The organism is Pseudomonas sp. EGD-AK9, assembly GCF_000465935.2.
Lineage (GTDB): Bacteria > Pseudomonadota > Gammaproteobacteria > Pseudomonadales > Pseudomonadaceae > Aquipseudomonas.
The window spans coordinates 41,621-66,536 of sequence record NZ_AVOF01000240.1; the positions used below are offsets into that span (position 1 = coordinate 41,621).

General features: G+C 64.6%; 29 protein-coding genes and 3 pseudogenes. 24 read left to right on the top strand and 8 right to left on the bottom strand.

Annotation, left to right across the window (positions count from 1 at the left end):
- The first annotated feature begins 23 nt into the window (after positions 1-23).
- The gene (gene fabI / locus N878_RS12310; protein ID WP_021443954.1) at positions 24-818 is read left to right on the top strand and encodes an enoyl-ACP reductase FabI; all 795 of its coding nucleotides are present in this window, start codon (positions 24-26) and stop codon (positions 816-818) included.
- A gap of 130 nt (positions 819-948) precedes the next feature.
- Here the strand turns inward: fabI and N878_RS12315 are convergent, their stop codons facing one another.
- From N878_RS12315 to N878_RS12345, 8 genes are all read right to left on the bottom strand, one after another.
- Positions 949-2,796 (bottom strand): SurA N-terminal domain-containing protein, encoded by a 1,848-nt coding sequence (locus tag N878_RS12315; RefSeq protein WP_021443955.1) that lies wholly within the window; start codon positions 2,794-2,796, stop codon positions 949-951.
- Between the two features lie 191 nt (positions 2,797-2,987).
- Positions 2,988-3,260, bottom strand: coding sequence for a nucleoid-associated protein HU-beta (hupB, locus tag N878_RS26830; protein ID WP_003239952.1), 273 nt, complete (start codon positions 3,258-3,260; stop codon positions 2,988-2,990).
- A 135-nt stretch (positions 3,261-3,395) separates the two neighbouring features.
- Positions 3,396-5,792 (bottom strand): endopeptidase La, encoded by a 2,397-nt coding sequence (gene lon / locus N878_RS12320; RefSeq protein ID WP_031303097.1) that lies wholly within the window; start codon positions 5,790-5,792, stop codon positions 3,396-3,398.
- A 151-nt stretch (positions 5,793-5,943) separates the two neighbouring features.
- Positions 5,944-7,224, bottom strand: a complete 1,281-nt coding sequence (clpX, locus tag N878_RS12325) for an ATP-dependent Clp protease ATP-binding subunit ClpX (protein ID WP_021443957.1) — start codon at positions 7,222-7,224, stop codon at positions 5,944-5,946.
- Positions 7,225-7,333: 109 nt separating this feature from the next.
- A complete protein-coding gene (gene clpP / locus N878_RS12330; protein ID WP_031303098.1) occupies positions 7,334-7,975 on the bottom strand; it encodes an ATP-dependent Clp endopeptidase proteolytic subunit ClpP in 642 nt (213 codons plus the stop codon).
- Positions 7,976-8,067: 92 nt separating this feature from the next.
- Entirely contained in the window at positions 8,068-9,378 is a 1,311-nt protein-coding gene (gene tig / locus N878_RS12335) for a trigger factor (RefSeq protein WP_031303099.1), read from the bottom strand.
- Between the two features lie 1,062 nt (positions 9,379-10,440).
- A complete protein-coding gene (locus N878_RS12340; RefSeq protein ID WP_021443960.1) occupies positions 10,441-11,505 on the bottom strand; it encodes a phage portal protein in 1,065 nt (354 codons plus the stop codon).
- Entirely contained in the window at positions 11,506-13,257 is a 1,752-nt protein-coding gene (locus N878_RS12345; RefSeq protein ID WP_021443961.1) for a terminase ATPase subunit family protein, read from the bottom strand.
- Positions 13,258-13,400: 143 nt separating this feature from the next.
- On the opposite strand from N878_RS12345, the gene N878_RS12350 reads away from it, so the two are divergent.
- From N878_RS12350 to N878_RS12455, 23 genes and pseudogenes are all read left to right on the top strand, one after another.
- Positions 13,401-14,261, top strand: coding sequence for a GPO family capsid scaffolding protein (locus N878_RS12350; protein ID WP_021443962.1), 861 nt, complete (start codon positions 13,401-13,403; stop codon positions 14,259-14,261).
- A 42-nt stretch (positions 14,262-14,303) separates the two neighbouring features.
- Positions 14,304-15,320, top strand: coding sequence for a phage major capsid protein, P2 family (locus N878_RS12355; RefSeq protein WP_021443963.1), 1,017 nt, complete (start codon positions 14,304-14,306; stop codon positions 15,318-15,320).
- A gap of 5 nt (positions 15,321-15,325) precedes the next feature.
- Positions 15,326-16,036 (top strand): terminase endonuclease subunit, encoded by a 711-nt coding sequence (locus N878_RS12360; protein WP_021443964.1) that lies wholly within the window; start codon positions 15,326-15,328, stop codon positions 16,034-16,036.
- A 104-nt stretch (positions 16,037-16,140) separates the two neighbouring features.
- Complete coding sequence (locus tag N878_RS12365; RefSeq protein WP_051365814.1) at positions 16,141-16,425, top strand: hypothetical protein; 285 nt, start codon at positions 16,141-16,143, stop codon at positions 16,423-16,425.
- Complete coding sequence (locus N878_RS12370; RefSeq protein ID WP_021443981.1) at positions 16,422-16,883, top strand: head completion/stabilization protein; 462 nt, start codon at positions 16,422-16,424, stop codon at positions 16,881-16,883. The genes N878_RS12365 and N878_RS12370 overlap by 4 nt, the downstream gene beginning before the upstream one ends.
- Positions 16,883-17,083, top strand: a complete 201-nt coding sequence (locus N878_RS12375; protein WP_031303101.1) for a hypothetical protein — start codon at positions 16,883-16,885, stop codon at positions 17,081-17,083. The genes N878_RS12370 and N878_RS12375 overlap by 1 nt, the downstream gene beginning before the upstream one ends.
- Positions 17,083-17,292 (top strand): tail protein X, encoded by a 210-nt coding sequence (locus N878_RS12380; RefSeq protein WP_021443965.1) that lies wholly within the window; start codon positions 17,083-17,085, stop codon positions 17,290-17,292. The genes N878_RS12375 and N878_RS12380 overlap by 1 nt, the downstream gene beginning before the upstream one ends.
- The gene (locus tag N878_RS12385) at positions 17,283-17,771 is read left to right on the top strand and encodes a hypothetical protein (RefSeq protein WP_021443966.1); all 489 of its coding nucleotides are present in this window, start codon (positions 17,283-17,285) and stop codon (positions 17,769-17,771) included. Before N878_RS12380 ends, N878_RS12385 begins: the two co-directional genes overlap by 10 nt.
- Positions 17,764-18,129 carry a putative holin gene (locus N878_RS12390; protein ID WP_021443967.1) on the top strand — a complete coding sequence of 122 codons (366 nt, stop codon included), beginning with the start codon at positions 17,764-17,766 and terminating at the stop codon, positions 18,127-18,129. Before N878_RS12385 ends, N878_RS12390 begins: the two co-directional genes overlap by 8 nt.
- A gap of 2 nt (positions 18,130-18,131) precedes the next feature.
- On the top strand, positions 18,132-18,413 hold the full coding sequence (locus N878_RS12395; protein ID WP_021443968.1) for a phage holin family protein: 282 nt from the start codon (positions 18,132-18,134) through the stop codon (positions 18,411-18,413).
- Positions 18,410-19,255 carry an N-acetylmuramidase family protein gene (locus tag N878_RS12400; RefSeq protein ID WP_021443969.1) on the top strand — a complete coding sequence of 282 codons (846 nt, stop codon included), beginning with the start codon at positions 18,410-18,412 and terminating at the stop codon, positions 19,253-19,255. Before N878_RS12395 ends, N878_RS12400 begins: the two co-directional genes overlap by 4 nt.
- Before the next feature lie 50 nt (positions 19,256-19,305).
- Entirely contained in the window at positions 19,306-19,530 is a 225-nt protein-coding gene (locus N878_RS12405) for a hypothetical protein (RefSeq protein WP_021443970.1), read from the top strand.
- A pseudogene (locus N878_RS29530) lies at positions 19,527-19,892 on the top strand (LysB family phage lysis regulatory protein); the annotation flags it as partial. The gene N878_RS12405 and the pseudogene N878_RS29530, both read left to right, overlap by 4 nt.
- Positions 19,813-20,082: an Rz1-like lysis system protein LysC gene (gene lysC, locus N878_RS29350; protein WP_021443971.1), complete on the top strand. Its 270-nt coding sequence runs from the start codon at positions 19,813-19,815 to the stop codon at positions 20,080-20,082. The pseudogene N878_RS29530 and the gene lysC, both read left to right, overlap by 80 nt.
- Complete coding sequence (locus N878_RS12415; RefSeq protein WP_021443972.1) at positions 20,079-20,558, top strand: phage tail protein; 480 nt, start codon at positions 20,079-20,081, stop codon at positions 20,556-20,558. Before lysC ends, N878_RS12415 begins: the two co-directional genes overlap by 4 nt.
- Positions 20,555-21,010, top strand: a complete 456-nt coding sequence (locus N878_RS12420) for a phage virion morphogenesis protein (RefSeq protein WP_021443973.1) — start codon at positions 20,555-20,557, stop codon at positions 21,008-21,010. The genes N878_RS12415 and N878_RS12420 overlap by 4 nt, the downstream gene beginning before the upstream one ends.
- Positions 21,011-21,083: 73 nt before the next feature.
- Complete coding sequence (locus tag N878_RS12425) at positions 21,084-21,506, top strand: phage baseplate assembly protein V (RefSeq protein ID WP_021443974.1); 423 nt, start codon at positions 21,084-21,086, stop codon at positions 21,504-21,506.
- Positions 21,507-21,515: 9 nt separating this feature from the next.
- Positions 21,516-21,809 (top strand): PAAR domain-containing protein, encoded by a 294-nt coding sequence (locus N878_RS12430; RefSeq protein WP_021443975.1) that lies wholly within the window; start codon positions 21,516-21,518, stop codon positions 21,807-21,809.
- 2 nt (positions 21,810-21,811) lie between these two features.
- On the top strand, positions 21,812-22,156 hold the full coding sequence (locus N878_RS12435; RefSeq protein ID WP_021443976.1) for a GPW/gp25 family protein: 345 nt from the start codon (positions 21,812-21,814) through the stop codon (positions 22,154-22,156).
- A complete protein-coding gene (locus N878_RS12440) occupies positions 22,153-23,061 on the top strand; it encodes a baseplate J/gp47 family protein (RefSeq protein ID WP_021443977.1) in 909 nt (302 codons plus the stop codon). The genes N878_RS12435 and N878_RS12440 overlap by 4 nt, the downstream gene beginning before the upstream one ends.
- A complete protein-coding gene (locus N878_RS12445) occupies positions 23,058-23,669 on the top strand; it encodes a phage tail protein I (protein WP_021443978.1) in 612 nt (203 codons plus the stop codon). The genes N878_RS12440 and N878_RS12445 overlap by 4 nt, the downstream gene beginning before the upstream one ends.
- A 1-nt stretch (position 23,670) precedes the next feature.
- Positions 23,671-24,141, top strand: a pseudogene (locus N878_RS29535) (phage tail protein); the annotation flags it as partial.
- A gap of 534 nt (positions 24,142-24,675) precedes the next feature.
- Positions 24,676-24,916: pseudogene (locus N878_RS12455) on the top strand (phage tail protein); the annotation flags it as partial.

The window sequence follows — 24,916 nt, forward strand, 5'->3', positions numbered from 1 at the left end:
GAAACAGGAAGAGGAATAGCACAATGGGTTTTCTAACCGGTAAGCGCGTACTCATCGTTGGCGTTGCCAGCAAACTGTCCATCGCCTCGGGTATCGCCGCCGCCATGCACCGCGAAGGTGCCGAGCTGGCTTTCACCTACCAGAACGAAAAGCTCAAGGGCCGCGTCGAGGAGTTCGCCGCCGGCTGGGGCTCCAGCGCCGACCTGTGCTTCCCCTGCGACGTGGCCAGCGATGAGGAGATCGACGCGGTATTCGAAGCGCTGAGCAAGAAGTGGGACGGCCTGGACTGCATCGTCCACTCCGTCGGTTTCGCCCCGGGCGACCAGCTCAACGGCGACTTCACCGCGGTGACCACCCGCGAAGGCTTCAAGATCGCCCACGACATCAGCGCCTACAGCTTCGTTGCCCTGGCCAAGGCCGGCCGCGAGATGATGAAGGGCCGCAACGGCAGCCTGCTGACCCTCTCCTACCTGGGCGCCGAGCGCACCATGCCCAACTACAACGTCATGGGCATGGCCAAGGCCAGCCTGGAAGCCGGCGTCCGCTACCTGGCCGGCAGCCTCGGCCCGGAAGGCACCCGCGTCAACGCCATCTCTGCCGGCCCGATCCGCACCCTGGCCGCCAGCGGTATCGCCAGCTTCCGCAAGATGCTGGCTGCCAACGAGAAGCAGACCCCGCTGCGCCGCAACGTCACCATCGAGGAAGTCGGCAATGCCGGCGCCTTCCTCTGCTCCGACCTGGCCTCGGGCATCAGCGGCGAGATCATGTACGTCGACGGCGGCTTCAACACCACCGCCATGGGCGCGATGGAAGACTGAGGGGCTCGTTCCCGGCAATAGCAGATTGCCGGGAACGACTTGAGACGCCCCATCAGGCAATAAAAAACCCGCACGGCGTGCGGGTTTTTTATTGCCTGAAGAGCGCCTCGAACGAGGCGCCCGGAAAGGCTTAGAAACGCTCGATATCGGCCTTGGCTTCGAGCTGCTTGCGGTAGGCGGCGAAGTCCTGCTGACCGGCGCGCGAGGCCAGGAAGTTGCGATACATGCCCAGCTCCTCCGCGCTCAGCGCCTGCTCCGGCACATTCAACCCGTCCAGACGCAGCAGCACGTAGTCGCCGTTGTTCAACGTCACCCCGGCATAGGTCGGCGTGCCGGCGGCAGCCGGCTTGGGCATGCGGAACAGCGCCTGCAGCACCTTGGGTTCGACACCCTCCTGGCTGCGCGTCGCCGCTTCCTGCACCTGCCAGCTCTCGCTGCTGCCCTCGCCGGCCTGCACCGCCGCCAGCAGCTTCTCGCCTTCGGCCTTGGCCGCGGCCGCGGCGCGCTCCTGCAACAGGTGGCTGCGAATGCTCTCGGCGACCTGCTCCAGCGGCAGCTGTTCGGGCTTCTTGTGCTCCTTCACCCGGACCACCACGACAGTGCTCGGATCCAGTTCGATGGTGGAGCTGTTGTTGCCGTCTTCCAGCACTTCCGGGCTGAACGCCGCCTGCAGCACCTGGCGGTTGGCGGTGACGCCAGTGGCGCCGCCTTCGCGACCGACCGCCTCGCTGACCTTGACCTCCAGACCGAGCTCCTGCGCCGGCTGCGCCAGATCGGACGCCTCGAACGCCGCGTCTTCCAGCTGCTTGGTGGCCTCGACGAAGCGCTGCTCGACCTGCTGCGCCTTGTAGTCGCGCGCCAGCTTGTCCTTCAGGCTGTCGAAACTCGGCACCTCGGGCGCCTGCACGCCGAGTAGTTTGATCAGGTGCCAGCCGAATTCGCTCTTCACCGGTGCGGACACCTGGCCCTGCTGCAGGGCGTAGAGCGCCTCTTCGAAAGACGGGTCGTAGACGCCGGGGCCGGCGTAACCCAAATCGCCGCCGTCGGCAGCGGAACCCGGATCCTGGGAGAACTCCTTGGCCAGCGCGGCGAAATCCTCGCCGGCGTCGATACGCGCCTTGAGCTCCTCGAGCTGGGTACGCGCCGCCTCGTCGTCACCCTCGATCAGGATATGCGCAGCCTGGCGTTGCTCGGCCAGGTTGGCGATTTCGCTCTGATACAGAGGCTGCAGCTCTTCGTCGCTGACCTCGACCTGATCGAAGAAGCTGTCCTTGTGCAGCTCGACGTATTCCAACACCACCTGCTCGGGGCTCATGAACTCGCTGGCGTGTTCGTCGTAATAGGCCTGCATGTCGCCATCGGCCAGCTCGACCGTCGTCGGGTCGGCCTTGATCGCCAGGCTGGCGAAGTCGCGGGTCTGCCGCTCCAGGCTGGCGAACGCACGGGCTTCCTGCTCGGTGACGAAGCTACTGGCACCGAGGCCGGCGCGCAGCTGACCGATGAGCATTTCCTCTTCCAGCATCTGGCGGAACTGCAGGCGGCCGTAGCCCATCTGGCGGATCACCTGATCGAAGCGCGCGGCATCGAATCGGCCATCGACCTGAAATTCGGGGGTTTGCAGAATGACCTGGTCCAGCGCCGCCTGGGAGAAGGCGAAATCGGCATCGCCGGCGCCCTGCAGCAGCAGCTTGCGGTCGATCAAGCCCTTGAGTGCGGACTCGCGCAGCAGGCGCTCGTCGAGCAGCGAGGCATCGAAATCACGCCCCAGCTGTTGCAGCAGCTGACGACGCTGCATTTCCACGGCCTGGCCCAGCTCGTTGAGCGTGACCTCGTCACCGTTGACCGCGGCAGCATTCTGGCTGTTGCTGGTGCCGGTGAGAATCGCCTCGAAGCCGGTAAAGGCCATCAGCAGGACGATGAGGCCGATGATGGTTTTGGCAATCCAACCCTTTGAATTGTCCCTGATATTTTGCAGCATGCTTCCCCCAGAACGTCCGTAAAGAATGACCGGCCGCGCAGCGTGGGTAATGTCCGGATAGAAGAAAGGCGCATCCGAGGATGCGCCTTCTCGTAACGTGCGAAGCGGCTGATGCGGGCTGAGCCGACCTTGGCGCTTCGCGACCGCTGCGCAACCTGTGCACAGCGGCGGGGCAAAGACCCGGAAGACGCTTAGTTGACGGCGTCTTTCAGAGCTTTACCGGCTTTGAAGCCCGGGATCTTGGCAGCAGCGATGCTGATCGGCTTGCCGGTCTGCGGGTTGCGACCAGTGCGAGCAGCGCGCTCTTTGACAGCGAAGGTACCGAAACCAACCAGTACAACTGAATCGCCAGCCTTCAGAGCGCCAGTGACGGATTCAATCACTGCATCCAGCGCGCGGCCAGCAACAGCTTTCGGGATATCAGCAGATGCAGCGATGGCATCGATCAGTTCCGACTTGTTCACTCTAAGTCCCCTTATTTCTGTTGAGTTTGTTTCTTGATTTTTAGTGTAAGCAAAGCGGGTGCTGGATGGCCTGCCGACACAATAAGAGCCGCTTTATAACAAGGGCTCAAAAAATGTGTCAAGGAAGCCCCCCGGCTAATGCGTGCTGATTCGCTCCTTGGAATCAGACTCGCGTTTGTCATCCGTTGCAACCATCTCCGGAGCCGCATCGGGCAAGGGCTCCGGGGCGTATTGCAGCGCAATTTGCAGGACCTCGTCAATCCATTTAACCGGTTTAATCTGCAGGTCTTGCTTAATATTTTCCGGAATTTCCCGCAGGTCGCGCACGTTTTCTTCCGGAATGATCACCGTCTTGATACCGCCCCGGTGAGCCGCCAGAAGTTTTTCCTTGAGCCCGCCAATGGCCAACACCTGACCACGCAGGGTGATCTCGCCGGTCATGGCCACATCGGCGCGCACCGGAATCTGGGTCAGTGCCGACACCAGCGCGGTGCACAGGCCGATACCCGCGCTGGGGCCGTCCTTGGGCGTGGCGCCTTCCGGCATGTGGATGTGAACGTCGCGCTTCTCGTTGAAATCGGCGGCGATCCCCAGGCTCTTGGCGCGACTGCGGACCACGGTCATGGCAGCGGTCATGGACTCGGCCATGACATCGCCGAGCGAGCCGGTCTTGATCAGCACGCCCTTACCCGGTACCACGGCGGTTTCGATGGTCAGCAACTCGCCGCCCACCTGGGTCCAGGCCAGACCGGTGACCTGGCCGATCTGATCCTGCTGCTCGGCCAGGCCGTAACGGTACTTGCGCACGCCGAGAAAATGCTCCAGCGACTCGGCCGTGACCTGTACCTGGAAGCGCTTCTCGCGCAGATGCTCCTTCACCGCCTTGCGGCAGACCTTGGCGATCTGCCGCTCCAGGCCGCGCACCCCGGCCTCGCGGGTGTAGTAGCGGATGATGTCGCGAATGGCGCCTTCGTCGAACACCAGCTCGCCCTTCTTCAGGCCGTTGGCCTGGGTCTGCTTCGGCGCCAGGTACTTGATGGCGATATTGACCTTCTCGTCCTCGGTATAGCCCGGCAGGCGGATGACTTCCATGCGGTCCAGCAGCGGCCCGGGAATGTTCATCGAGTTGGCGGTGCAGAGGAACATCACGTCGGACAGGTCGTAATCGACTTCCAGATAGTGATCGTTGAAGTTGTGGTTCTGCTCCGGATCGAGCACCTCGAGCAACGCCGAGGCGGGGTCGCCACGCATGTCCTGGCCCATCTTGTCGATCTCGTCGAGCAAGAACAGCGGGTTGCGCACGCCGACCTTGGTCATCTTCTGGATCAGGCGGCCGGGCATCGAGCCGATGTAGGTGCGGCGGTGGCCGCGAATTTCGGCTTCGTCGCGTACACCGCCCAGGGCCATGCGCACGAACTTGCGGTTGGTCGCGGTGGCGATGGACTCGGCCAACGAGGTCTTGCCCACGCCGGGCGGGCCGACCAGGCAGAGCACCGGCCCCTTGAGCTTCTTCACCCGCTTCTGCACGGCGAGGTACTCGAGGATGCGCTCCTTGACCTCCTCCAGGCCGTAGTGGTCGGCATCGAGAATGCTCTCGGCGCGCGCCAGATCGAGGCGCACCTTGCTCTCGGCCTTCCACGGCACGTTGACCAGCCAATCGATGTAGGTACGCACCACGGTGGCTTCGGCAGACATCGGCGACATCTGCTTGAGCTTGTTCAGCTCGGCATTGGCCTTGGTCAGCGCCTCCTTGGACAGACCGGCGTTGTCGATGCGCTTGCGCAGCTCGTCGAGCTCGCTATGCCCTTCGTCGATGTCGCCCAGCTCCTTCTGAATGGCCTTCATCTGCTCATTCAGGTAGTACTCGCGCTGGCTGCGCTCCATCTGCTTCTTGACCCGGCCGCGAATGCGCTTTTCCACCTGCAGCAGGTCGATCTCGGCATCCAGCAGCGCCAGCACATGCTCGACACGAGCGGACAGCGAGGTGATTTCGAGGATCTCCTGCTTCTGCTCGATCTTCAGTGCCATATGCGCCGCCATGGTGTCGACCAGCCGGCTCGGCTCGTCGATGCCGTTGAGCGAGGACAGCACCTCGGCCGGCACCTTCTTGCCCAACTGCACGTACTGCTCGAACTGGCTCAGCAGGCTGCGGGTGAACACCTCGGACTCGCGCTCGGCGGTGTCACCCTCCTCGATCAGTTGCACCTCAGCACGGCAGTGGCCGTCGACCTCTATGAAGCGCTCGATGGCACCGCGCTGCTCGCCCTCGACCAGCACCTTGACGGTTCCGTCGGGCAGCTTGAGCAGCTGCAGTACGGTGGCGACGGTACCGACCCGATACAGATCCTGATCATCCGGATCATCGACCGCAGGATTCTTCTGGGCGACCAGAAGAATCTGCTTGTCGCCCGTCATCGCTGCCTCCAGGGCTTCGATAGATTTCTCGCGCCCGACAAAAAGCGGGATCACCATGTGCGGATAGACCACAACATCGCGCAATGGCAGGAGAGGCAATTCGATGGTTGTCTTCATGATTTCGGCTCAGCGGCGGCCATAAGGCCGTAAACAGATGGGATTACCCTTGGCTTTTAAGATGGGGGTAGGCCCGGCAAAAAACAAGCACTGCGGCCAGAAAAGCGAAGGGGCCCAGCGGGCCCCTTCATTGCACCATGTAACTCGAGCGTTACACGTCTGGCGCGGCTTTGGCTTGCGGCTCGCTGTTCTCGTAGATCAGTAGCGGCTTGGAGCTGCCTTCGATCACGCTCTCGTCGATCACCACCTTGCTCACTTCCTGCTGGGAGGGGATCTCGTACATGGTGTCGAGCAGGATGCCCTCGAGGATCGAACGCAGGCCGCGGGCGCCGGTCTTGCGCTCCAGGGCCTTGTGCGCGACGGATTTCAGGGCATCCGGACGGAACTCCAGATCCACCCCTTCCATCTCGAACAGCTTGGCATACTGCTTGGTCAGCGCGTTCTTCGGCTCGGTGAGAATCTGCACCAGCGCCGCTTCGTCCAGCTCCTCGAGGGTGGCGATCACCGGCAGGCGACCGACGAACTCGGGGATCAGACCGAACTTGACCAGATCGTCCGGCTCCACTTCACGCAGGGACTCGCCGAGTTTCTTACCGGTGTCCTTGCTGCGCACCTCGGCGTTGAAACCGATGCCACCCTTGGTCGAGCGCCCCTGGATGACCTTCTCCAGGCCGGAGAAGGCGCCGCCGCAGATGAACAGGATGTTGCGCGTATCGACCTGCAGGAACTCCTGCTGCGGATGCTTGCGCCCGCCCTGCGGCGGAACCGAGGCCACGGTGCCTTCGATCAGCTTGAGCAGCGCCTGCTGCACGCCCTCGCCCGACACATCGCGGGTGATCGAGGGATTGTCCGACTTGCGCGAGATCTTATCGATTTCATCGATATAGACGATGCCCATCTGGGCCTTCTCGACGTCGTAGTCGCACTTCTGCAACAGCTTCTGGATGATGTTCTCGACGTCCTCGCCCACGTAACCGGCTTCGGTCAGGGTGGTGGCGTCGGCGATGGTGAACGGCACGTTGAGCAGACGCGCCAGGGTTTCCGCCAGCAGGGTCTTGCCCGAGCCGGTCGGACCGATCAGCAGAATATTGCTCTTGCCCAGCTCGACATCGTCTTTCTTGTCGCGCTGGTTGAGGCGCTTGTAGTGGTTGTACACCGCTACCGAAAGCACCTTCTTGGCCCGCTCCTGACCGATCACATACTGATCGAGGATGCTGCTGATTTCCTTGGGAGCCGGCAATTTGTGCGCACTGCTCTCGGCCTGGGCTTCCTGCACCTCCTCGCGGATGATGTCGTTGCACAGGTCGACGCACTCGTCGCAGATGAATACGGAGGGACCGGCAATCAATTTGCGTACTTCATGCTGGCTTTTGCCGCAGAAAGAGCAATAGAGCAGCTTGCCGTTGTCCTCGCCGTTGCGGGTATCAGTCATTCGATCAATCCAATACGGTAGGCTTGAAACACAAGATGAAGGCAAATGCGGGCATTTTCAAGCCCGCGACGCGGCCGACTCGTCGCCGACCGCTCTATGGCGCGGTGCTTCAGACCGCCAGTTGACGCTTGTCCAGAACCTTGTCGATCAGACCGTACTCCACCGCCGCCTCGCCGCTCATGAAGTTGTCGCGGTCGGTATCCTTGGCGATGACCTCGATCGGCTGGTTGCAGTGGTCGGCGAGGATCTTGTTCAGGCGCTCGCGAATGGTGAGGATCTCGCGGGCATGGATCTCGATATCCGAGGCCTGGCCCTGGAAGCCGCCCAGCGGCTGGTGGATCATCATGCGCGAATGCGGCAGGCAGTAACGCTTGCCGGCGGCGCCGCCAGCCAGCAGCAACGCCCCCATGCTGCAGGCCTGGCCGATGCAGATGGTGGAGACGTCCGGCTTGATGAACTGCATGGTGTCGTAGATCGACATGCCGGCAGTCACCGCACCGCCCGGCGAGTTGATGTACAGGTGGATGTCCTTGTCCGGGTTCTCCGCTTCGAGGAACAGCAGCTGCGCCACCACCAGGTTGGCCATGTAGTCTTCGACCGGGCCGACCAGGAAGATCACCCGCTCTTTGAGCAGGCGCGAATAGATGTCGTAGGCACGCTCACCGCGGGCCGACTGTTCGACGACCATGGGCACCAGGCCGCCGGCGGCCTGGATGTCGGGCATGTGTTGCATAAAAGGATTGCGGGACATGTCTTGCGCTCACTCCCTAAATAGTCATGTCTCAAATACGCATAAGCCAGCACTAAGGCTGGCTTATGGTGTGCTCGAACGAGGTTGCGAGATCAGTCGGCTTTCGGGGCTTCTGCCGGCTTGACTGCGTCTTCGTAGGAGACCGTTTTGTCGGTCACGTTGGCCTTCTGCAGAACAGTATCTACAACTTGTTCTTCCAGTACAACCGAGCGAACTTCGTTCATCTGCTGGTCGTTCTTGTAGTACCAGGCCACGACCTGCTCCGGCTCCTGGTAGGCCGACGCCATTTCCTGGATCAGCTCGCGCACGCGGGCGTCATCGGGCTTCAGCTCGAACTGCTTGACCACTTCGGCGACGATCAGACCCAGCACGACGCGGCGCTTGGCCTGCTCTTCGAACAGCTCGGCCGGCAACTGATCCGGCTTGATATTGCCGCCGAACTGCTGAACGGCCTGCACGCGCAGACGGTTCACTTCGTTGCTGATCAGCGCCTTCGGTACTTCGACCGGGTTGGCGGCCAGCAGGCCATCCATCACCTGGCTCTTCACCTTGGACTTGATGGCCTGGCGCAGTTCGCGCTCCATGTTCTTGCGTACTTCGGCGCGGAAGCCTTCCAGACCGCCTTCCTTGATGCCGAACAGGGCGAAGAACTCGTCGTTCAGCTCAGGCAGTTGCGGGGCGGAAACGCTGTTCACGGTGACGGTGAACTCGGCGGTTTTGCCGGCCAGGTCGAGGTTCTGGTAATCCTCGGGGAAGGTCGGGTTGATCACGCGCTCTTCACCAGCCTTGACGCCGACCAGGGCATCTTCGAAGCCCGGGATCATGCGACCGGAGCCCAGCACCAACTGGGTGCCTTTGGCGCTGCCGCCGGCGAAGGCTTCGCCGTCGATCTTGCCGACGAAGTCGATGTTCAGCTGGTCGCCATTCTCGGCGGCACGCTCGACGGCTTCGAAACGGGTGTTCTGCTTGCGCAGGATGTCCAGCATGTTGTCGACGTCGCCATCGACCACGTCGGCTTGCAGGCGCTCGATGGCGATGGAGTCGAAACCGGCAACCTGGAACTCGGGAAACACTTCAAAGGTGGCGACGTATTCCAGATCCTTGCCCTTCTCGAAGGACTTCGGCTCGACGGACGGCGCACCAGCCGGGTTCAGCTTCTGCTCGACCACGGCTTCGTAGAAGGTGGCCTGGATCAGGTCGCCCAGGGCTTCCTGACGAGCGGCGTCTTCGTAACGCTGACGGATGACGCTCATCGGCACCTTGCCAGGACGGAAGCCAGGAACCTTGGCGCGACGGGCAGTCTGCTGCAGACGCTTGTTGACTTCGGTCTCGATGCGCTCGACGGGGACGCCGACGGTCATGCGGCGCTCAAGAGCAGAAGTGCTTTCAACAGAAACTTGCATGGATATTCCTCGTTGCACAGACATAAGCCGGCTCGAACCGGCCCCGAATCAAGGGCATGCATTCTAGAGGGTCGATGTGCAGAAGTCACCCTAGAAGCAGGCGGCAGTCGGGAGGGCTATATAAAGATGGTGCGGACGGAGAGACTCGAACTCATCACCAGCCCATCGCCGGCCCTGGAGCCCTTGATTCTCGTGAATGGTTGCGTGCGCATGAGCGTGAATCTGTTCCCAGCGTGTTCCCAGTGAGAACGCGCAAGGCTGCACAGCGCCGCAGGGCGCGGGATTCTACACGTTTTTATGTTGAGGCAAAGGAAAAAGGTAATTTTGGTAATTTTTCTTATGGGCCGCCTGGAAAGCCTTTAGATTCAATGGGTTGAGAAAAGCTGTTAAAGGTAATTTTCTGGTAATAACTGGTTATGAAATTACCTTTCTCTCTGGTGGTTTGGCATGCAAAGAAAACCCTTATAAATCAGCGCATTACAAAAAAATTACCTTACCCATTACCCAAAATTACCCCGCAAGGTAAGCCGCGCAGCCCAGTGAAACCGCTGGCTCCAGGGCGTTTTTCTGGGCTCATTACCAAAATTACCCTTTCCCGAAACCTCCCCGGATTATGGAGACCGGCATAGAGCTCCAGACGGGCCCTAAACAGGGGGCTGCCTGCAGGGATTCGCAGGGTTCTGGCAAGTGCCAAACGTCGCAGGAGGCCGCCAGCCAGGGCCGTATAGAGACCCTCGCGGGGGTGCAGAAAAAGCGACACGTTTAGCGGGCAGGCGTGGAGGGGGGAAGACTGCGCGCGCCGGGTGCTGCTGGGGGTGCCCGGGGTGGCGCCTCGCCCCTGGCCGCCCCTGGCCTGGTCCGACTGCGCCCAGCTGCTGCCGTTGGTCTGCTGCTGGGCTGAAAGCCCCGTATTTACTGGGCTTCAGCCTGTTTCAGATGGACGAAAACCACCCGCTATGGCATGCTGTGATGGGGTACTTCATTCATCCAGACACCTTTTTCTAGGGCGCCACAGGCACAAAAAAGCCGCCCGTAGGCGGCTGGTGTGGTGCTGGTGGCGGGTCAGCTGGTAGCGGCTGTCGCTGGCAGTTCGAACTCGCGGAAGCGGATCACCTCCTCGCCCAGCCAGTCATTCACCTGCAGCAGCCTGGCCTGGATAGGTTCCAGTTCGTTCATGGCCCAGATGGCGGCGGCGTCGCGGATCGAACCGAAGCCGCCGGCGTTCTGCGGCACGATGCCCATCAGCTGCGGCGGAATGCGCACCGCCGCCAGCAGGTCGTCGCGGCTGATGTTCTTGATGGCGGCGAAGTCATCCTTGGCCGCCACCTCGCTAATCGGGATCAGCTGCAGGCCGTCCTTCTTGCCGCCTGGCGCGTACATGAACAGGTTGCGGAAGTTGCCCGGCCCTTTGCTGCTCTTCATCGCCTCGCGCAGGTCCGTGACGAAGCTCTCGTCCTGCACAGCGTCGTGCATGTACAAGATGAACCCCGCGTGGCTGCCGTTCTGGTAATACTTGCGCCGGAACAGTGTGGCGCTCTCGTTGAGCAGCGCGCTCTGCAGGGCCGCCATCCACTCGGGCAGCCCGTAGATTTCCTGGTTGATATCCGCCTCGCGCACATGGCAGATCGAGCCGCGCGGGAATTCGTGCTCGTCCTTCCAGCCGCGCACCTGGTAGTAGGTGTCGAGATCCACGCCGCGGCGCACGTACTTCGCCAGCACCGGCTGCAGGCCCATCGCCTGGCGCAGCATGTTGTCGCGCTTCTCCAGGTAGGTATTGCCACACCAGCCCCAGTCCGTGGCGAACTGCTCGAAGGCCTGCCGGCTCAGCAGGCGGTGCGGGATGAACGTGCGCACCAGCATGTTGCGGCGGAAGTTCAGGCCCGATTGCAGATAGACGCTCGCCTTGGTCGCCCTCGCCAGCCCATCCAACGAAACCGGCGGCTCGTACCAGCGGCCATTGGCCCAGCACTCCAGATAATCGAGGATCTCGCGCCCATCCAGCACCGGCACTGGGTCGCCGAAGGTGAACGCCTCCGCCCTGCCCGCTCCCTGGCTGGTCAGCAGCTCGCCCTCACGCGGCGGTTCTACAATGGCCACCTGCTGGCCGCCCTTGCGCTTTCTGCTCATCTAGCAAATCTCCATGATGGCCGTGTTGGATGAGGTCCTGCCTTCCAACGGCTCGTTGAACAGGGCATGGAACAGCGCCCAGGCCAGGTCAGCGTGACCCGTCGCCTCGCTGCGCCCTGCCGTATAGGTGAAGCTTTTCCCGCTCGGCGTCATCGTCTTGCGGATTGCCATCAGCGCCTGGGCGATATCCGTGGCGCCGGCGTCGAATTCCAGGCGGCTCTTACGGATAACGTCCCAGGCCTTCATCACCAGTTGGGTTTTCACCTCGGGGCTGTAGCTGAACGTGCGCAGGCCGGGGAAGAACTGTTTCACCAGCTGCGCCACCCCGGTGCCCATGCCCGTCGTATCGATACCGATGTAGGTGACCCAGTAGATTTGCGTCAGCTGGCGGATCTTCTCGGCCTGCGCCTCGAAATCCATGCCGCGGAACTGGAAGCGATCGAGCACCCGGAATTTCCCGCCCGGCACCGCAGGCGGCGCCAGCACTACCAGGCCGGCGCTGTCGCCGTTCTCGGCCGGGTCATAGCCCAGCCACACCTGGCGATCACCGAACGGCCGCGCCGCGAAGGGTTTGTAGTCCGGCCAGTCCCAGGACTCCACCATGCACGGCTGCAGCATCGTCAGCGGGAAGATGCTGTCGCCGTCGTCGACGAACTGGCACATCATCAGGTTCTCGAACGATGGTGCGTCGTACTCCATGCGCAGCTCGTCCAGGTCGAACAGATCGCACCCGCGCGCCTCAGCATCCAGAATCGTGACGATCTGCCGCCAGACGTTATCCTCACAGCGCCGCCCCATCTGCAGGGCGTCGTGGCTCACATCCAGCTTTATTTGCTGGGCAGTCGGGCGCCCCTTGTTGAAGCGCTCGCCCGTCCAATACACATAGGCCGGGTGTGCCATCGAGCTCGGCGTCGAAAAGTACGTTTTCCGCCACCGTTTCTGCGACGCCATTCCCGACGCCACCTTGTTGATCTCGGCGAAGCCGTGCACCCAGAAGAATTCGTCGAAGTAGAAGTTGCCCGAGCGCCCCTGCGCGGTGCGGAAGTTCGTCCCCAGGAAGTGCAGTTCCGCGTTGTTCCACAGCACGATGGGGTCGCCGGTGAGCTTCACCCCCAGCACCTCGTTGAGGAACGCCTGCATGTAGGTCTTGAACTGGTGCGCCTGCGCCTTGCTGGCGGACAGGAAAATCTGGTTGCGCCCGGTAGTGATCGCGTCGATCAACGCCTCGCGGGCGAAGTAGAATGTCGCGCCGATCTGGCGGCTTTTCAGGATCATCCGGGTGCGCTGGTTGCCCGCCCGGTACCAGTCCATCTGGTAGTCGAAACAGCTGTCGCGGAAGGCCTCCACCAGCTGCTCGATCTGCTCCTCGCTCAGCTCGTTGCGCACCGGCGCTTTCTTCGGCCCGTCGTTGCGCCGCTCGATATTCGGGTTAAGCTCCGCCTCGCTGCCGCCGCCCTGGAAGCGCTGAATCCGCGCCTGCCGCTCCAGCTGCCGGTGCAGCAGGTCGATCTCCTTGAAATCGCCGCTTGTCTTGCCGTCCTTGAGGATCAGTTGCACCAGCCGGGCTTCCAACGCCCCGCCGATCCGCTCTACATTGTCCGCCCGGTCCCACTCGTCGCGGGCCTTCCAGCTGTGGACGGTCTTCTCCTTCTCGCCCAGGTAATCGGCGATATCGGTGACGCGCCACCCCGTCCAGTACAGGAACTTGGCGTGCCGGCGGGAATCTTGAGGAATCGGGGCGATAGCATTCATGGCGCCGATGCTGCCGCCCGCGCGCGTGAGCCCCTACCGCCGCACGCTGTACCGCCCCCCGCTACAACCTCGCCTCGTTGCCGCGCCCTGCCCGGCTGCCGACCATGCCCTCAACGCGAAACCCGCACCGAGGATTGCCCCGCATGGCCGCCACCAACGCCCCCGCCAAGAAATTCCGCTCCAAGTGGTTCCGTGTCGCCGTAGAAGGCGCCACCACCGACAAACGCAAGATCGAGCGCTCCTGGCTGGAGCAAGCCGCCAAGAACTTCAACCAGAACACCTATGGCGCTCGCGTCTGGCTGGAGCACTACCGCAGCCTGCTGCCGGACAGCCCGTTCAAGGCCTACGGCGATATCACCGCCGTGAAGACCGAAGAAGTCGAAATCGCCGGCCAGAAGAAGCTGGCACTGTTCGCCCAAATCGAGCCGACGCCCGAGCTGGTCGCCATGAACAAGGCCAAGCAGAAGATCTACACCTCGATCGAGATCGACGACAGCTTCGCCGACTCCGGCGAGGCCTACATCGTCGGCCTGGCCGTTACCGACTCGCCCGCCAGCCTGGGAACCGACGTGCTCGCATTCTCCGCACAGAAGCCGGACGCCAGCCCGTTCAAGGATCGCCACTACTCCGATACCTCGATGTTCACCGAGGCCATCGAGACCGAGCTCGCGTTCGAAGAAATCGACGACACCCCCAGCATGTTCGCCGCCCTCAAGGGCCGCATGGGCGAACTGCTGAAACTGAGCAAGGACAAGGAAGGCAAGGACGCCGCCCACTTCGCCGAACTGGGCGAAATGATCGGCGACCTGGCCGAGCACGGCGCCAAGCAGGCCGAAGCCTTCGCCACCGTGAAGACCGCCCACGAAAAACTCCAGGCCGACCACACCAAGCTGGCCGGCGACTTCGCCGACCTGCTCAAGCGCCTGGAAAACACCCCGAGTCAACAGCACAGCCAACGCCCTGCGGTAACCGGTGGTGACGGCGCCGCCCTCACCGACTGCTGATCCACACGGACACGCCCCAGCCAAGGAACACCGGAGAACCCAATGCGCAACGATACCCGCCACCACTTCGACGCCTACCTCAGCCAGCTCGCCAAGCTCAGCGGCGTGTCTGACGCCACCAAGACCTTCGCGGTGGACCCCACCGTGCAACAGCGCCTGGAAACCCGCATGCAGGAATCCAGCGAGTTCCTCGGCCGCATCGGCATGATCGGTGTCGACGAGCTCAAGGGCGAAAAAGTCGGCCTTGGCGTCAGCAGCACCATCGCCGGCCGCACCGACACCAGCGGCGCCGGCGTGCGCACCCCGCGCGACGTCTCCGACCTGAGCAAGGACGGTTACGAATGCCGCCAGACCGACTTCGACACCGCCGTGCGTTACTCGCAGCTGGACGCCTGGGCCAAGTTCCCCGACTTCCAGGCCCGCCTGCGCGACGCCATCCTCAAGCGCCAGGCGCTCGACCGCATCATGATCGGCTTCAACGGCACCAGCGCCGCGGCCACCACCGACCGCGTCGCCAACCCGCTGCTGCAAGACGTCAACATCGGCTGGCTGCAGAAGTACCGCACCAATGCCGCCGCCCGCGTGCTCAAGGACGGCAAGACCGCCGGCAAGATCGTCATCGGCACCAGCATTGCCGCCGACTACAACAACCTCGACGCTCTGGTCTTCGACGCCATCGCCAACCTGATCGACCCCTGGCACCGCAAAGACCCCGGCATCGTCGTCATCCTCGGCAGCAACCTGGTGCACGACAAATACTTCCCGCTGATCAACAAGGACCAGCCGGCTTCCGAGAAGCTGGCCACCGACATGATCATTTCGCAGAAGCGCATGGGCGGTAAGCAGCCGGTCGAAGTGCCCTACGTGCCGGACAGCGCCATGCTCATCACCAGCCTGGAAAACCTGGCCATCTACTGGCAGATCGGCGGCCGCCGCCGCCACGTCCAGGAGAACCCCAGCAAGAACCGCATCGAGAACTTCGAATCCAGCAACGACGACTACGTCGTCGAGGACTACGGCCTCGGCTGCCTGGTCGAAAACATCGAACTGGAGGCCTGACAGCCATGGCCATGAGCCCCGCCAAGCGCCACTTCCTGCGCGTCACCGCCGCGCAGGAGGCAGCGGCAACCGCCCCCGAACAGCCCATGGACGGCTCCGGCGCCTACGAACTGCAAATGGCCCAGCTGCACCAGCACTACCAGCAGCTCAAGGGAGTGCAGAGCGCGCAAGGCAAGGCCGAGCTCAAGGCCAAGATCCTGCCGGACTACGCCCCCTACATCGCCGGCGTGCTCGCCAGCGGCCAGGGCGCGCAGGATGAGGTAGTCACCACCGTCATGCTCTGGCGCTTCGACGCCGGCGACTACGCGGGCGGGCTTGAGGTTGCCGCCTACGTGCTCGCTCACGGCCTCAAGATGCCCGACCGCTTCGAGCGCACCACTGGCTGCCTGGTGGCCGAGGAAATCGCCGAAGCCGCGCTCAAGGCCATCAAGGCCGGCGGCAGCTTCGACCTCGGCACCCTCGCCGAGGCCGACCGGCTCACCGCCGGCCACGACATGCCCGACGAGGTGCGCGCCAAGCTCATGCTCGCCATGGGTCGCGTCGCGGCCGCCCTGGTCAACCCCGAACAGCCAGCAGATGGCGACGTCCACAGCCTGGAAGTGGCCCGCCACTTCCTCACCCGCGCCCTGGAGCTGCACCCCAAGTGCGGCGGCAAGCGCGACCTGGAACTCGTCGACCGTCAGCTCAAGAAACACGCTGAGCAGAAGCCCAGCTAACCGAGCCTTCCCCCGGCACCCCGGCGGCTCGGGGCCGATCAGCAGGTAACTCCTTCCCATGCTGTGACGCCCCGACCACCGCCGACCTATTCGAGCGGCCAGCCATGCAGAACTTCGCCGACCAGTACCTCTGCCAGCCCTTGCCAACACCTGCAGAGGTATGGGCCGCCGCCGAGCGGTATGTCCGCGAGGCCGAAGCCTTCGACCGTACCGTCTGCACCGGCCCGATCATCGACGGCGCGATCATGCCAGCCACCCCACGCGAACGTGCGGTAATCAGCCGGGCCGCTGATGAGCTTTTCAGCCGTCTGGTCGCCATCGGCGCGGGCCGCTACACCAGCGATGACCTGCATCGCGCAATCGTCCGTATCGAGAGGCTCCCGGCATGAGCGGATTCGTAGCCGGCGGCACCCCGCAGGCATCCACCCTCACCAACGACGGCTTCTGGCCCGACATCGACGCCGACAACCTGCGCGCCGCGCAGCGCATCGACGCCAGCGTCACCAACGCGCGCCTGGAAGAAGCCGCCGTCGCCGCCATCATCAGCGTCAACCGCGAGCTGTTTAAGCTCAAGCTGCGCTACCTGGCCGAAGGTCATGACAACCTGGCGGCCGTGCCCGCCGACAAGGTCAAAGACGAGAGCGTCCTCGTCCACACCTACCGCCGAGCCATCTACAGCACCACCAGCGCCGAAGTGGCCGAGCGCTACCGCAGCTACTCCGCCACCGACGCCGGCAAGGCCAAGGCCGACGCCGAAGAACTCGGCGCCGACGACTACCGCCGCGACGCCCGCTTCGCCATCCGAGACCTGCTCGGCATTAGCCGCACTACCGTGGAGCTGCTCTGATGGCCGCGCCAAAGCTGATCGACTGGAACGAAATTTCCCGCCTCGGCCTGCTCGAACGCATCAACCGCGAAATCATGCACCCGCTCGGCTACGCGGTTTGCCGTGAGGTGGAAACCGGCCACTCGCCCGGCGCTCTGGTATCGGATAACGGCCCTTGGGTTTACCCAGACCAGGCCGCAGACGACGAGGAGCACTACTGATGGACACCCTCCGCACCGTCCAGGGCGACACCGTCGACGCCATCGTCTGGCGCCACTACGGCCGCACCGCCGGCCTCGTCGAGCTGGTGCTCGAAGCCAACCCCGGCCTGGCCGAGCACGGCGCCGTGCTGCCCAACGGCACCCTGGTCAACCTGCCCACCGCCGCGCCCCAGGCCGAGCAAAGCCAGATGGTGAACCTATGGGACTGATCTACCTCGCCCTCTACAAAGGCAAGGGGCGCCTGTTCAACCGCCTCATTCGCCTGTGGACGCGCTCGCGCTACAGCCATTGCGAAATCGTCATGCCCGACGGCCGCTGGCTCTCGGCCAGCGCCATGGACGGCGGCGTGCGCGCCAAGTACATCGAGCTCAATCTCGCCCACTGGGACCTGATCCCCCTGCCCTGGGCCAACACCAACCGCATCGCCCACCTGTTCCGCCAGCACGCCGGCAAGGGCTACGACTGGGCCGGCATCTTCTTCAGCCAATTGCTCGCCAGCGGCCTGCACAGCCGCCGGCGCATGTTCTGCAGCGAGTTCTGCGCCGCCGCGCTCGGCTTCGACACCAGCGCCCAGCGCTTCAGCCCCGCCATGCTCGGCGAAGTGGCGCACCGCATCAACCGCCTGCCGTTCGTGCAACTCGCTCACAGCCTGCCCGACCGCCACGAAGTAAGGACGCCCCATGGCTGAGCCAACCACCAGCACCGTCATCGCCACCGCTGCCGCCGGCGTCGGCCTCTCCGCCCTCATGCCAACCATGGACGGCAACGCCCTGTTCGGCGCCATCATCGGCGCCGCACTGATCGCCAACGCCCAGCGCGACCTCAAGGCCTGGCAACGCTGCACCGGCCTGCTCGTTTCCGTGGGCGCCGGCTACGTCAGCGCCGCCGAAATCGTCGCCCAAACCCCCATCACCCAGACCGGCCCCGGCGGCTTCGTCGGCGCCGTCGTCGTCGTGCCGCTCGCCCTCAAGGCCCTGGAGCTGATCGAGAAGGCCGACTTCGCCGCCCTGGTCCCGGCTTGGTTCAAGCGGGGCAAAGGAGAGTGACCATGCTCACCACCTTCACCAGCCTGCTGCCCCTGCTCGCCGCCCTGGCCTACATCGCCTCGGCGCTGCGCCTGGTGTGCTTCCAGCGCAACGGCGCGCGCATCCGCCGCGGCATCTCCCTGCTCGCCTGCCTGCTGATCGCCGCCCTGCTCTGCAACGCCGTCGACATCCTGCTCTACCGCCAGCACGTCAGCCCCTGGCAAGCCGCCATCGCCGTGCTGCTGTGCATCCTCGTCTACCGCTCGCGCGGCAACCTCGCCGCCCTACTGAGGCCAACCCCATGACCAAGCCCCTCCGCCACGGCTCCAAAGGCCAGGCCGTCCAGCAACTGCAAAAAGCCCTCAACGCCAACGGCGCCAAGCTGCTGGCCGACGGCGACTTCGGCGACGAAACCGAGAAGGCCGTGCGCGCCTACCAGCTCAAGGCAGGCCTGGTAGTCGACGGCGTGGCCGGCGAGAAAACCCTCGCCGCCCTGGCCGGCGCCGACTGTTCGCGCCTGCTCAGCAACGCCACCCTGGTTGCCGCGGCCAAACGCCTGGGCGTCGAACTGGCCGTCGTCTATGCCGTCAACGAGGTGGAAAGCGAAGGCGCCGGCTTCCTCGCCAACGGCAAGCCCAAGATCCTCTTCGAGCGCCACGTCATGCACGCCCGCCTGTCCCTGGTGCGCAACCCTGGCGACGACTCCGCCGAGCTGATCGCCCACGCCGACCAACTCGCCACCGCCTACCCCAACCTGGTCAACCGCGCCCCGGGCGGTTACGCCGGCGGTACCGCCGAGCACCAGCGCCTGGCCCAGGCCCGCATGATTGACGATCTGGCAGCCTGCGAGTCGGCCAGCTGGGGCGCGTTCCAGATCATGGGTTACCACGCCGAGCGTCTCGGCTATGCCAGCGTTGGCGAGTTCGTCGCCCTCATGCACCGCAGCGAGGCCGACCAGTTCGAGGCCTTCGTCCGCTTCATCGAGGCCGACGCCGCCCTGCTCAAGGCGATCAAGGCCAAGAAGTGGGCGGCCTTCGCCGAGGGCTACAACGGCCCGGCCTACGCCCGAAAACTCTACGACGTGAAGCTCGAACGCGCCTACCAGCGGCATGCTGACTGCGGCTGTGGGCAGAAGGTGGCGGCGTGAAGCCCCATCCACGCAACCCGCCACCGGCTCCGCCAAAGGCGCGCCACCAGGTGGCTATTCACGAGCACCGCCTCGATCTGGAGCAGCTCCGCAAGCTGGAGCTCCGCGACGGCGACGTCCTCACCCTGCCCGCAGACACGGGGCGGGAGTGTGGTGCGCAGTTCGCCGAGGCGCTGCAGGATCTGCACCCTGACAAGCGGGTGCTGATCGTCCTGGGCGACGTGCAGTCCCTCGACGAAGCCGCCATGAACGCCGCCGGCTGGTACCGCAAATGACCACCCTCCGCCAAGCCGCCTACGGCCTCGCCCTGTCCGCTTTCCTGGCTCTGTTCATCTGGGGCCAGGGATTGCGCCTGGACGCCGCCGAGGCCCGCGCCGAGCAGGCCATCAACCTGCTCGAGCAATCGAAAGCGCAAACCCTCCAGGTCGCGGCGCATGCCAACACCCTGGCCGCCGAAATAGCCAAGGAACGTCAGGCCCAGGCCTCCCTGCGCGCCACCCAGAACCTGCTGCGCCAGGGCCTCACCGAACGAGAAACCCAGATCCAGGAGCTGAAACGTGAAAACGCCGAACTTCGCCAATGGGCTGCCCAGCCTCTGCCTGATGCTGCTCGCCGGCTGCGCCAGCGCCCCGCCATCACCGGCGCCGCAGCTTATCGAGACTGGTTGTCCGGCAGTGGTGCCCTGCGTCCTGCCGGCGACCAGCCCGAGCAATAACGGCGAGCTGCTCACCGACGCCGAGCGCGCCGAACTCGCCTGGGCCGAATGCGCCGCCCAGATCGACACCGTTATCCAGCACAGCGAGCAGCAACCGAGGGCCGACCCGTGAACAAACCCAACAGCCTCAAGGCCCACCTCTGCGCCGCCGTGCCCGAGCTGCGCCACAACCCGGACAAGCTCCTCGTCTTCATCGACCAGGGCCGCATCCGCAGCACCACCGCCCCCGGCCTGTCCTTCGAATACAGCTACACCCTCAACGTCATCCTCACCGACTTCCCCGGCCACCCGGACGCCGTCGCCGTGCCGCTGCTCGCCTGGATGAAGGTCAACCAGCCCGACCTGATGCAGAACCTGGACAAAGCCAAGGACGCCATCCAGTTCGAGGCCGACATCCTCGCCGGCGACCTGGTGGACCTCTCCATCACCCTGCCGCTCACCGAGCGCGTCATCGTCAAGGCAGTAGAAGGCGGCGCCCACACCATCGAGCACGTCGGCGAGCCCCAGCTCGAAGAGTCCTTCACCCTCCCCGGCCTGCGCATCGAAACGCCGGATGGCGAGCTGCTGGCCGAGTGGGGCAACCCGTGAACGAAGACCTGCGCGCCCTGGAAGTCTGGGCCGGCGCCCTGCTCGCCAAGCTGGAACCCAAAGAGCGCCGCCAGCTAAACCAGGGCATCGCCCGCGAGCTCCGCCGTAACCAGCAGCAACGCATCGCCGCGCAGAAGAACCCGGACGGCACCCCCTACGCCCCGCGCAAACCGCGCCAGGCCCTGCGCAGCAAGCAGGGCCGGGTCAAACAGAAGATGTTCACCAAGCTACGCCAGGCCCGCCACCTCAAGCTGCAGAGCGACGCCGGCAACATCGCCATCGGCTTCCTCGGCCGCACCGCACGCCTGGCCCGCGTGCACCAGTACGGCCTGCGCGACCGCCCCGGGCGCAGCTCGCCCGACGTGCAATACAACCGCCGCGAGCTGCTCGGCTTCGCCGACGCCGACCTGGAGCTGATCCGCGACCGCCTGCTCGACCACCTCGCCCGCTAACCGCGCGGCGTAGCGCCCCCCGCTACAACCCCCGGCCCGTGCATCACGCGCGCGCGGCAGCAACCATCGCTGCATGAACGCCATCGCCGACCTCCGCCGCCGCCTCGACAACATGATCCGCTCCGGCACCATCGCCGAAGTCGACCATGGCGACCCCGCTCAGGGTCGCCTACCGTGCTGCCGCGTAAAAACCGGCGCCATCACCACCGGCTGGCTGCACTTCTTCACCTGCCGCGCCGGCAGCACCAACGAATGGAGCCCGGTATCAGTCGGCGAGCAGTGCACCATCCTCAGCCCGTCCGGCGAACTCGCCCAGGGCCAGGTGCTGGTGGGTCTGTACTCCGAAGCCAACCCCCCATGCAGCAACAGCCCCGACGTGCACCGCGTCGAGTGGGCCAATGGCGACTTCCTCGAGCACAACGCCGCCACCGGCGCGCTCACCCTCCAATGCAGCGGCCCCGTGAGCATCAACGGCAGCCGCATTGACCTGAACTAGGGGCCGCCCATGCCTGCCGTCTCTCGCCTCGGCGACAACTGCACCGGCCACGGCTGCTGGCCGCCGCGCCCCAGCACCGGCGCCAGCCCCAACGTATTCGTCAACGGGCTCAATGTGCACCGCCAGGGCGACGCCTGGGCCGCGCACACCTGCCCCACCATCCCCGAAACCCACGCCAGCGTGCTCGCCGCCGGCAGCGCCACCGTGTTCGCCAACGGCAAGCAACTGGCCCGCATCGGCGACCCGGTAGCCTGCGGCAGCAGCGTGGCCCAGGGCTCGGCCAACGTCTTCGCGGGGGGCTGAGCATGAACAGAATCACCGGCAGCACCATCACCGACCTGGACCACCTCAAGCAGTCCATCGGCGACATCCTCGGCACCCGCATCGGCACCCGCCTGGCCCGCCGCGAATACGGCTCCCAGATCCCGGAGCTGATCGACCAGCCCTTCAACGGCGCCACCACCCTGCGCCTTTACGCCGCCACCGCCATGGCCCTCATGCGCTGGGAACCGCGCCTGCGCCTCACCCGCGTGCAGCTCAGCCGCGGCAGCGAGGCGAGCGCCGGCGTGCTGGATCTCGAAGGCACCAGGGTGGACACCAACGAGGCCGTCAACCTCCAAGTGCCCCTCGCACTGGGGGCCAGCGCATGAGCACCTTTACCCCCATCGACCTCTCCCAACTGCCGGCGCCCAATGTCGTCGAGGTGCTCGACTACGAGCAGATCCTCGCCGAGCGCAAGGCCGAGCTGGTGGCCACCTTCCCACCCGCGGAGCAGCCCACCATCGCCGCCCGCCTGGCCCTGGAGTCCGAGCCGCTCACCAAGCTGCTGCAGGAGAACGCCTACCGCGAGCTCGTCTGGCGCCAGCGCGTCAACGAAGCCGCCCTAGCCGTGCTGCTGCCTTTCGCCCAGGGCGCGGATCTGGAGCAGATCGCCGCCCGCTTCAACGTCCAGCGCCTCACCATCACCCCCGGTAACCCCAACGCCGTGCCGCCGGTCTCCGCCGTCATGGAAGGCGACGACAGCCTGCGCGAGCGCACCCAGATGGCCATGGAAGGCCTCAGCACCGCAGGCCCGCGCAACGCCTACATCTTCCACGCCCGCAGTGCCGATGGCCGCGTGGCAGACGCCTCCTGCACCAGCCCCAACCCGGCCGAAGTGGTTCTCACCATTCAAAGCGCCTTGGGTGACGGCACCGCAGATGCCCAGCTGCTCGGCGTCGTCGATATCTATGTCGGCGATGAAGACCGCAGGCCAGTCGCCGACCGCGTCACGCTGCAGAGTGCCGAAGTGATCTACTTCGAGGTCAACGCCGTCCTGCATCTCGACACCGTCGGCCCCGAGGCCGAGCCCATCCGCGCCGCCGCAGAAGCTCGCCTCGACGCGATGGTAAACCGGCGCCGCCGGCTGGGCTGGGAGGTCAACCGTTCCGGCCTGGACGCCGCCATGCATATCGAAGGCGTCAAGCGCGTGGACCTGCCAGGCTGGGCCGACATCGTCGCCACCGCCGAGCAGGCGCCCTTCTGCACCGGCTACAGCGTCACGGTGGCCGAATGAGCATCTGCCTGCTGCCCGGCAACGCCACCTCGCTGGAGCGCAACGCCGCCCAGGCCCTGGCGCAGATCGAGCGCGTGCCCATCCCCCTACGCCAGCTGTGGAACCCGGACACCTGCCCGGTGGAGCTGCTGCCCTACCTGGCCTGGGCGTTTTCCGTGGATCGCTGGTCGCCTGCCTGGCCGGAGAGCGCCAAGCGCGCCGCCATTCGCAGCGCCTACTTCATCCACGCGCACAAGGGCACCATCGGCGCCCTGCGCCGCGTGGTCGAGCCGCTCGGCTACCTGATCGAGGTGCAGGAATGGTGGGAAGAAGTGCCGGCAGGCGTGCCCGGCACCTTCCGCCTACTGGTCGGCGTGCTCGACACCGGCATCACCGAAGAAATGTACGCCGAGCTCACCTGGCTGATCGACGACGCCAAGCCGGTCAGCCGCCACCTGGTCGGCCTGGCCATCAGCCTCGACATCCACGGCACCGAATACCTCGGCGCCGCCCTCACCACCGGCGACGAGCTGGACATCTACCCGCCCGCAGAGCGTCCCATCGAGGTCGGCGGCACGCTGGCCTGGGGCGCGCGCGAACACGTCATCGACACCATGGACATCCACTGATATGGCAGACCAGAACTCCCAATACATGGCCATCCTCACCGCAGTGGGTGAGGCCAAGCAGGCCAACGCCAACGCCCTCGGCGTGCCCTGGGTCATCAGCCAGCTTGGCGTCGGCGACGCGGGTGGCGCCGAGCCCCAGCCAAACCGCCTGCAAACCGCGCTGATCAACGAACGCCGCCGCGCCCCGCTCAACCAGCTGAGCGTAGACCCGAACAACGCCGCCATCATCATCGCCGAGCAAGTTATCCCCGAAGATGTCGGCGGCTGGTGGATTCGCGAGATCGGCCTTTACGACGAAGCCGGCGACCTGGTGGCCGTGGCCAACTGCCCGCCCACCTTCAAGCCGGAACTCAGCCAGGGCAGCGGTCGCACCCAGGTGGTGCGTCTGAATATCCTGGTCAGCAGCACCCAGAATATTCAGCTCAAGATCGACCCTGCCGTGGTGCTGGCCACCCGCGCCTATGTCGACGGGCTGACCGTCCGGGCGAGCCAGGTCGAGGCGGAAACCGGTGAGCAGAACAGTAAGATCATGACCCCGCTGCGTGTGTTCCAGGCCCTGCGTTCGGCTGCCGCCAAGGCCACCGAGGTGCTGCGCGGCGTGCTGCGGGTGGGCACTCAGGCCGAAGTCGATGCCGGCGTGCTGGACGACGTAACGGTTACGCCTAAAAAGCTGCGCTGGGGTTTTTCGATCAGCCTGAATACGAACGGCTACATCGTGTTTCCCAGTTGGCTGGGCGGGCTGATCATGCAGTGGACCAACGTATCCAGCGGAGGATCTGTGCCGGTTGATGCGTCTGTAAACGCCGACTTCAACTTCCCGATTGCGTTTCCGAACGGCGTCTTGCACCTGTTCAGCGGTTCACGATCTGGTAGCGCGGTTATCAGCTTCTCTGGAAGTGGGCGATGGCCGTCAGGCGATACGGCGGCCATGTACAACGCCGGCACACAGGCTGGCGTAAAAAACGCGACAGTTCTGGCTTTAGGCTATTAAGAGGTGTTTTCGCAGATGAGCCGTTATTACAGCAAGACCACCGGCACCACTTACTTATCCAGCGTTCATCAGCACCTGCCGAATGATGCTGTGCTGATAGACGAGAACCGTTACCTGAGCGTTATTGCAAACCCGGCCCCCGGTAAAATCCGCAGCCACGACGCCGACGGCCTGCCGATCCTGATCGACCCACCGCCCTACGTGCCCACTGCGGAGGAGCTCTGCACCCAGATCGACACCGCCGCCGACGCCGCCC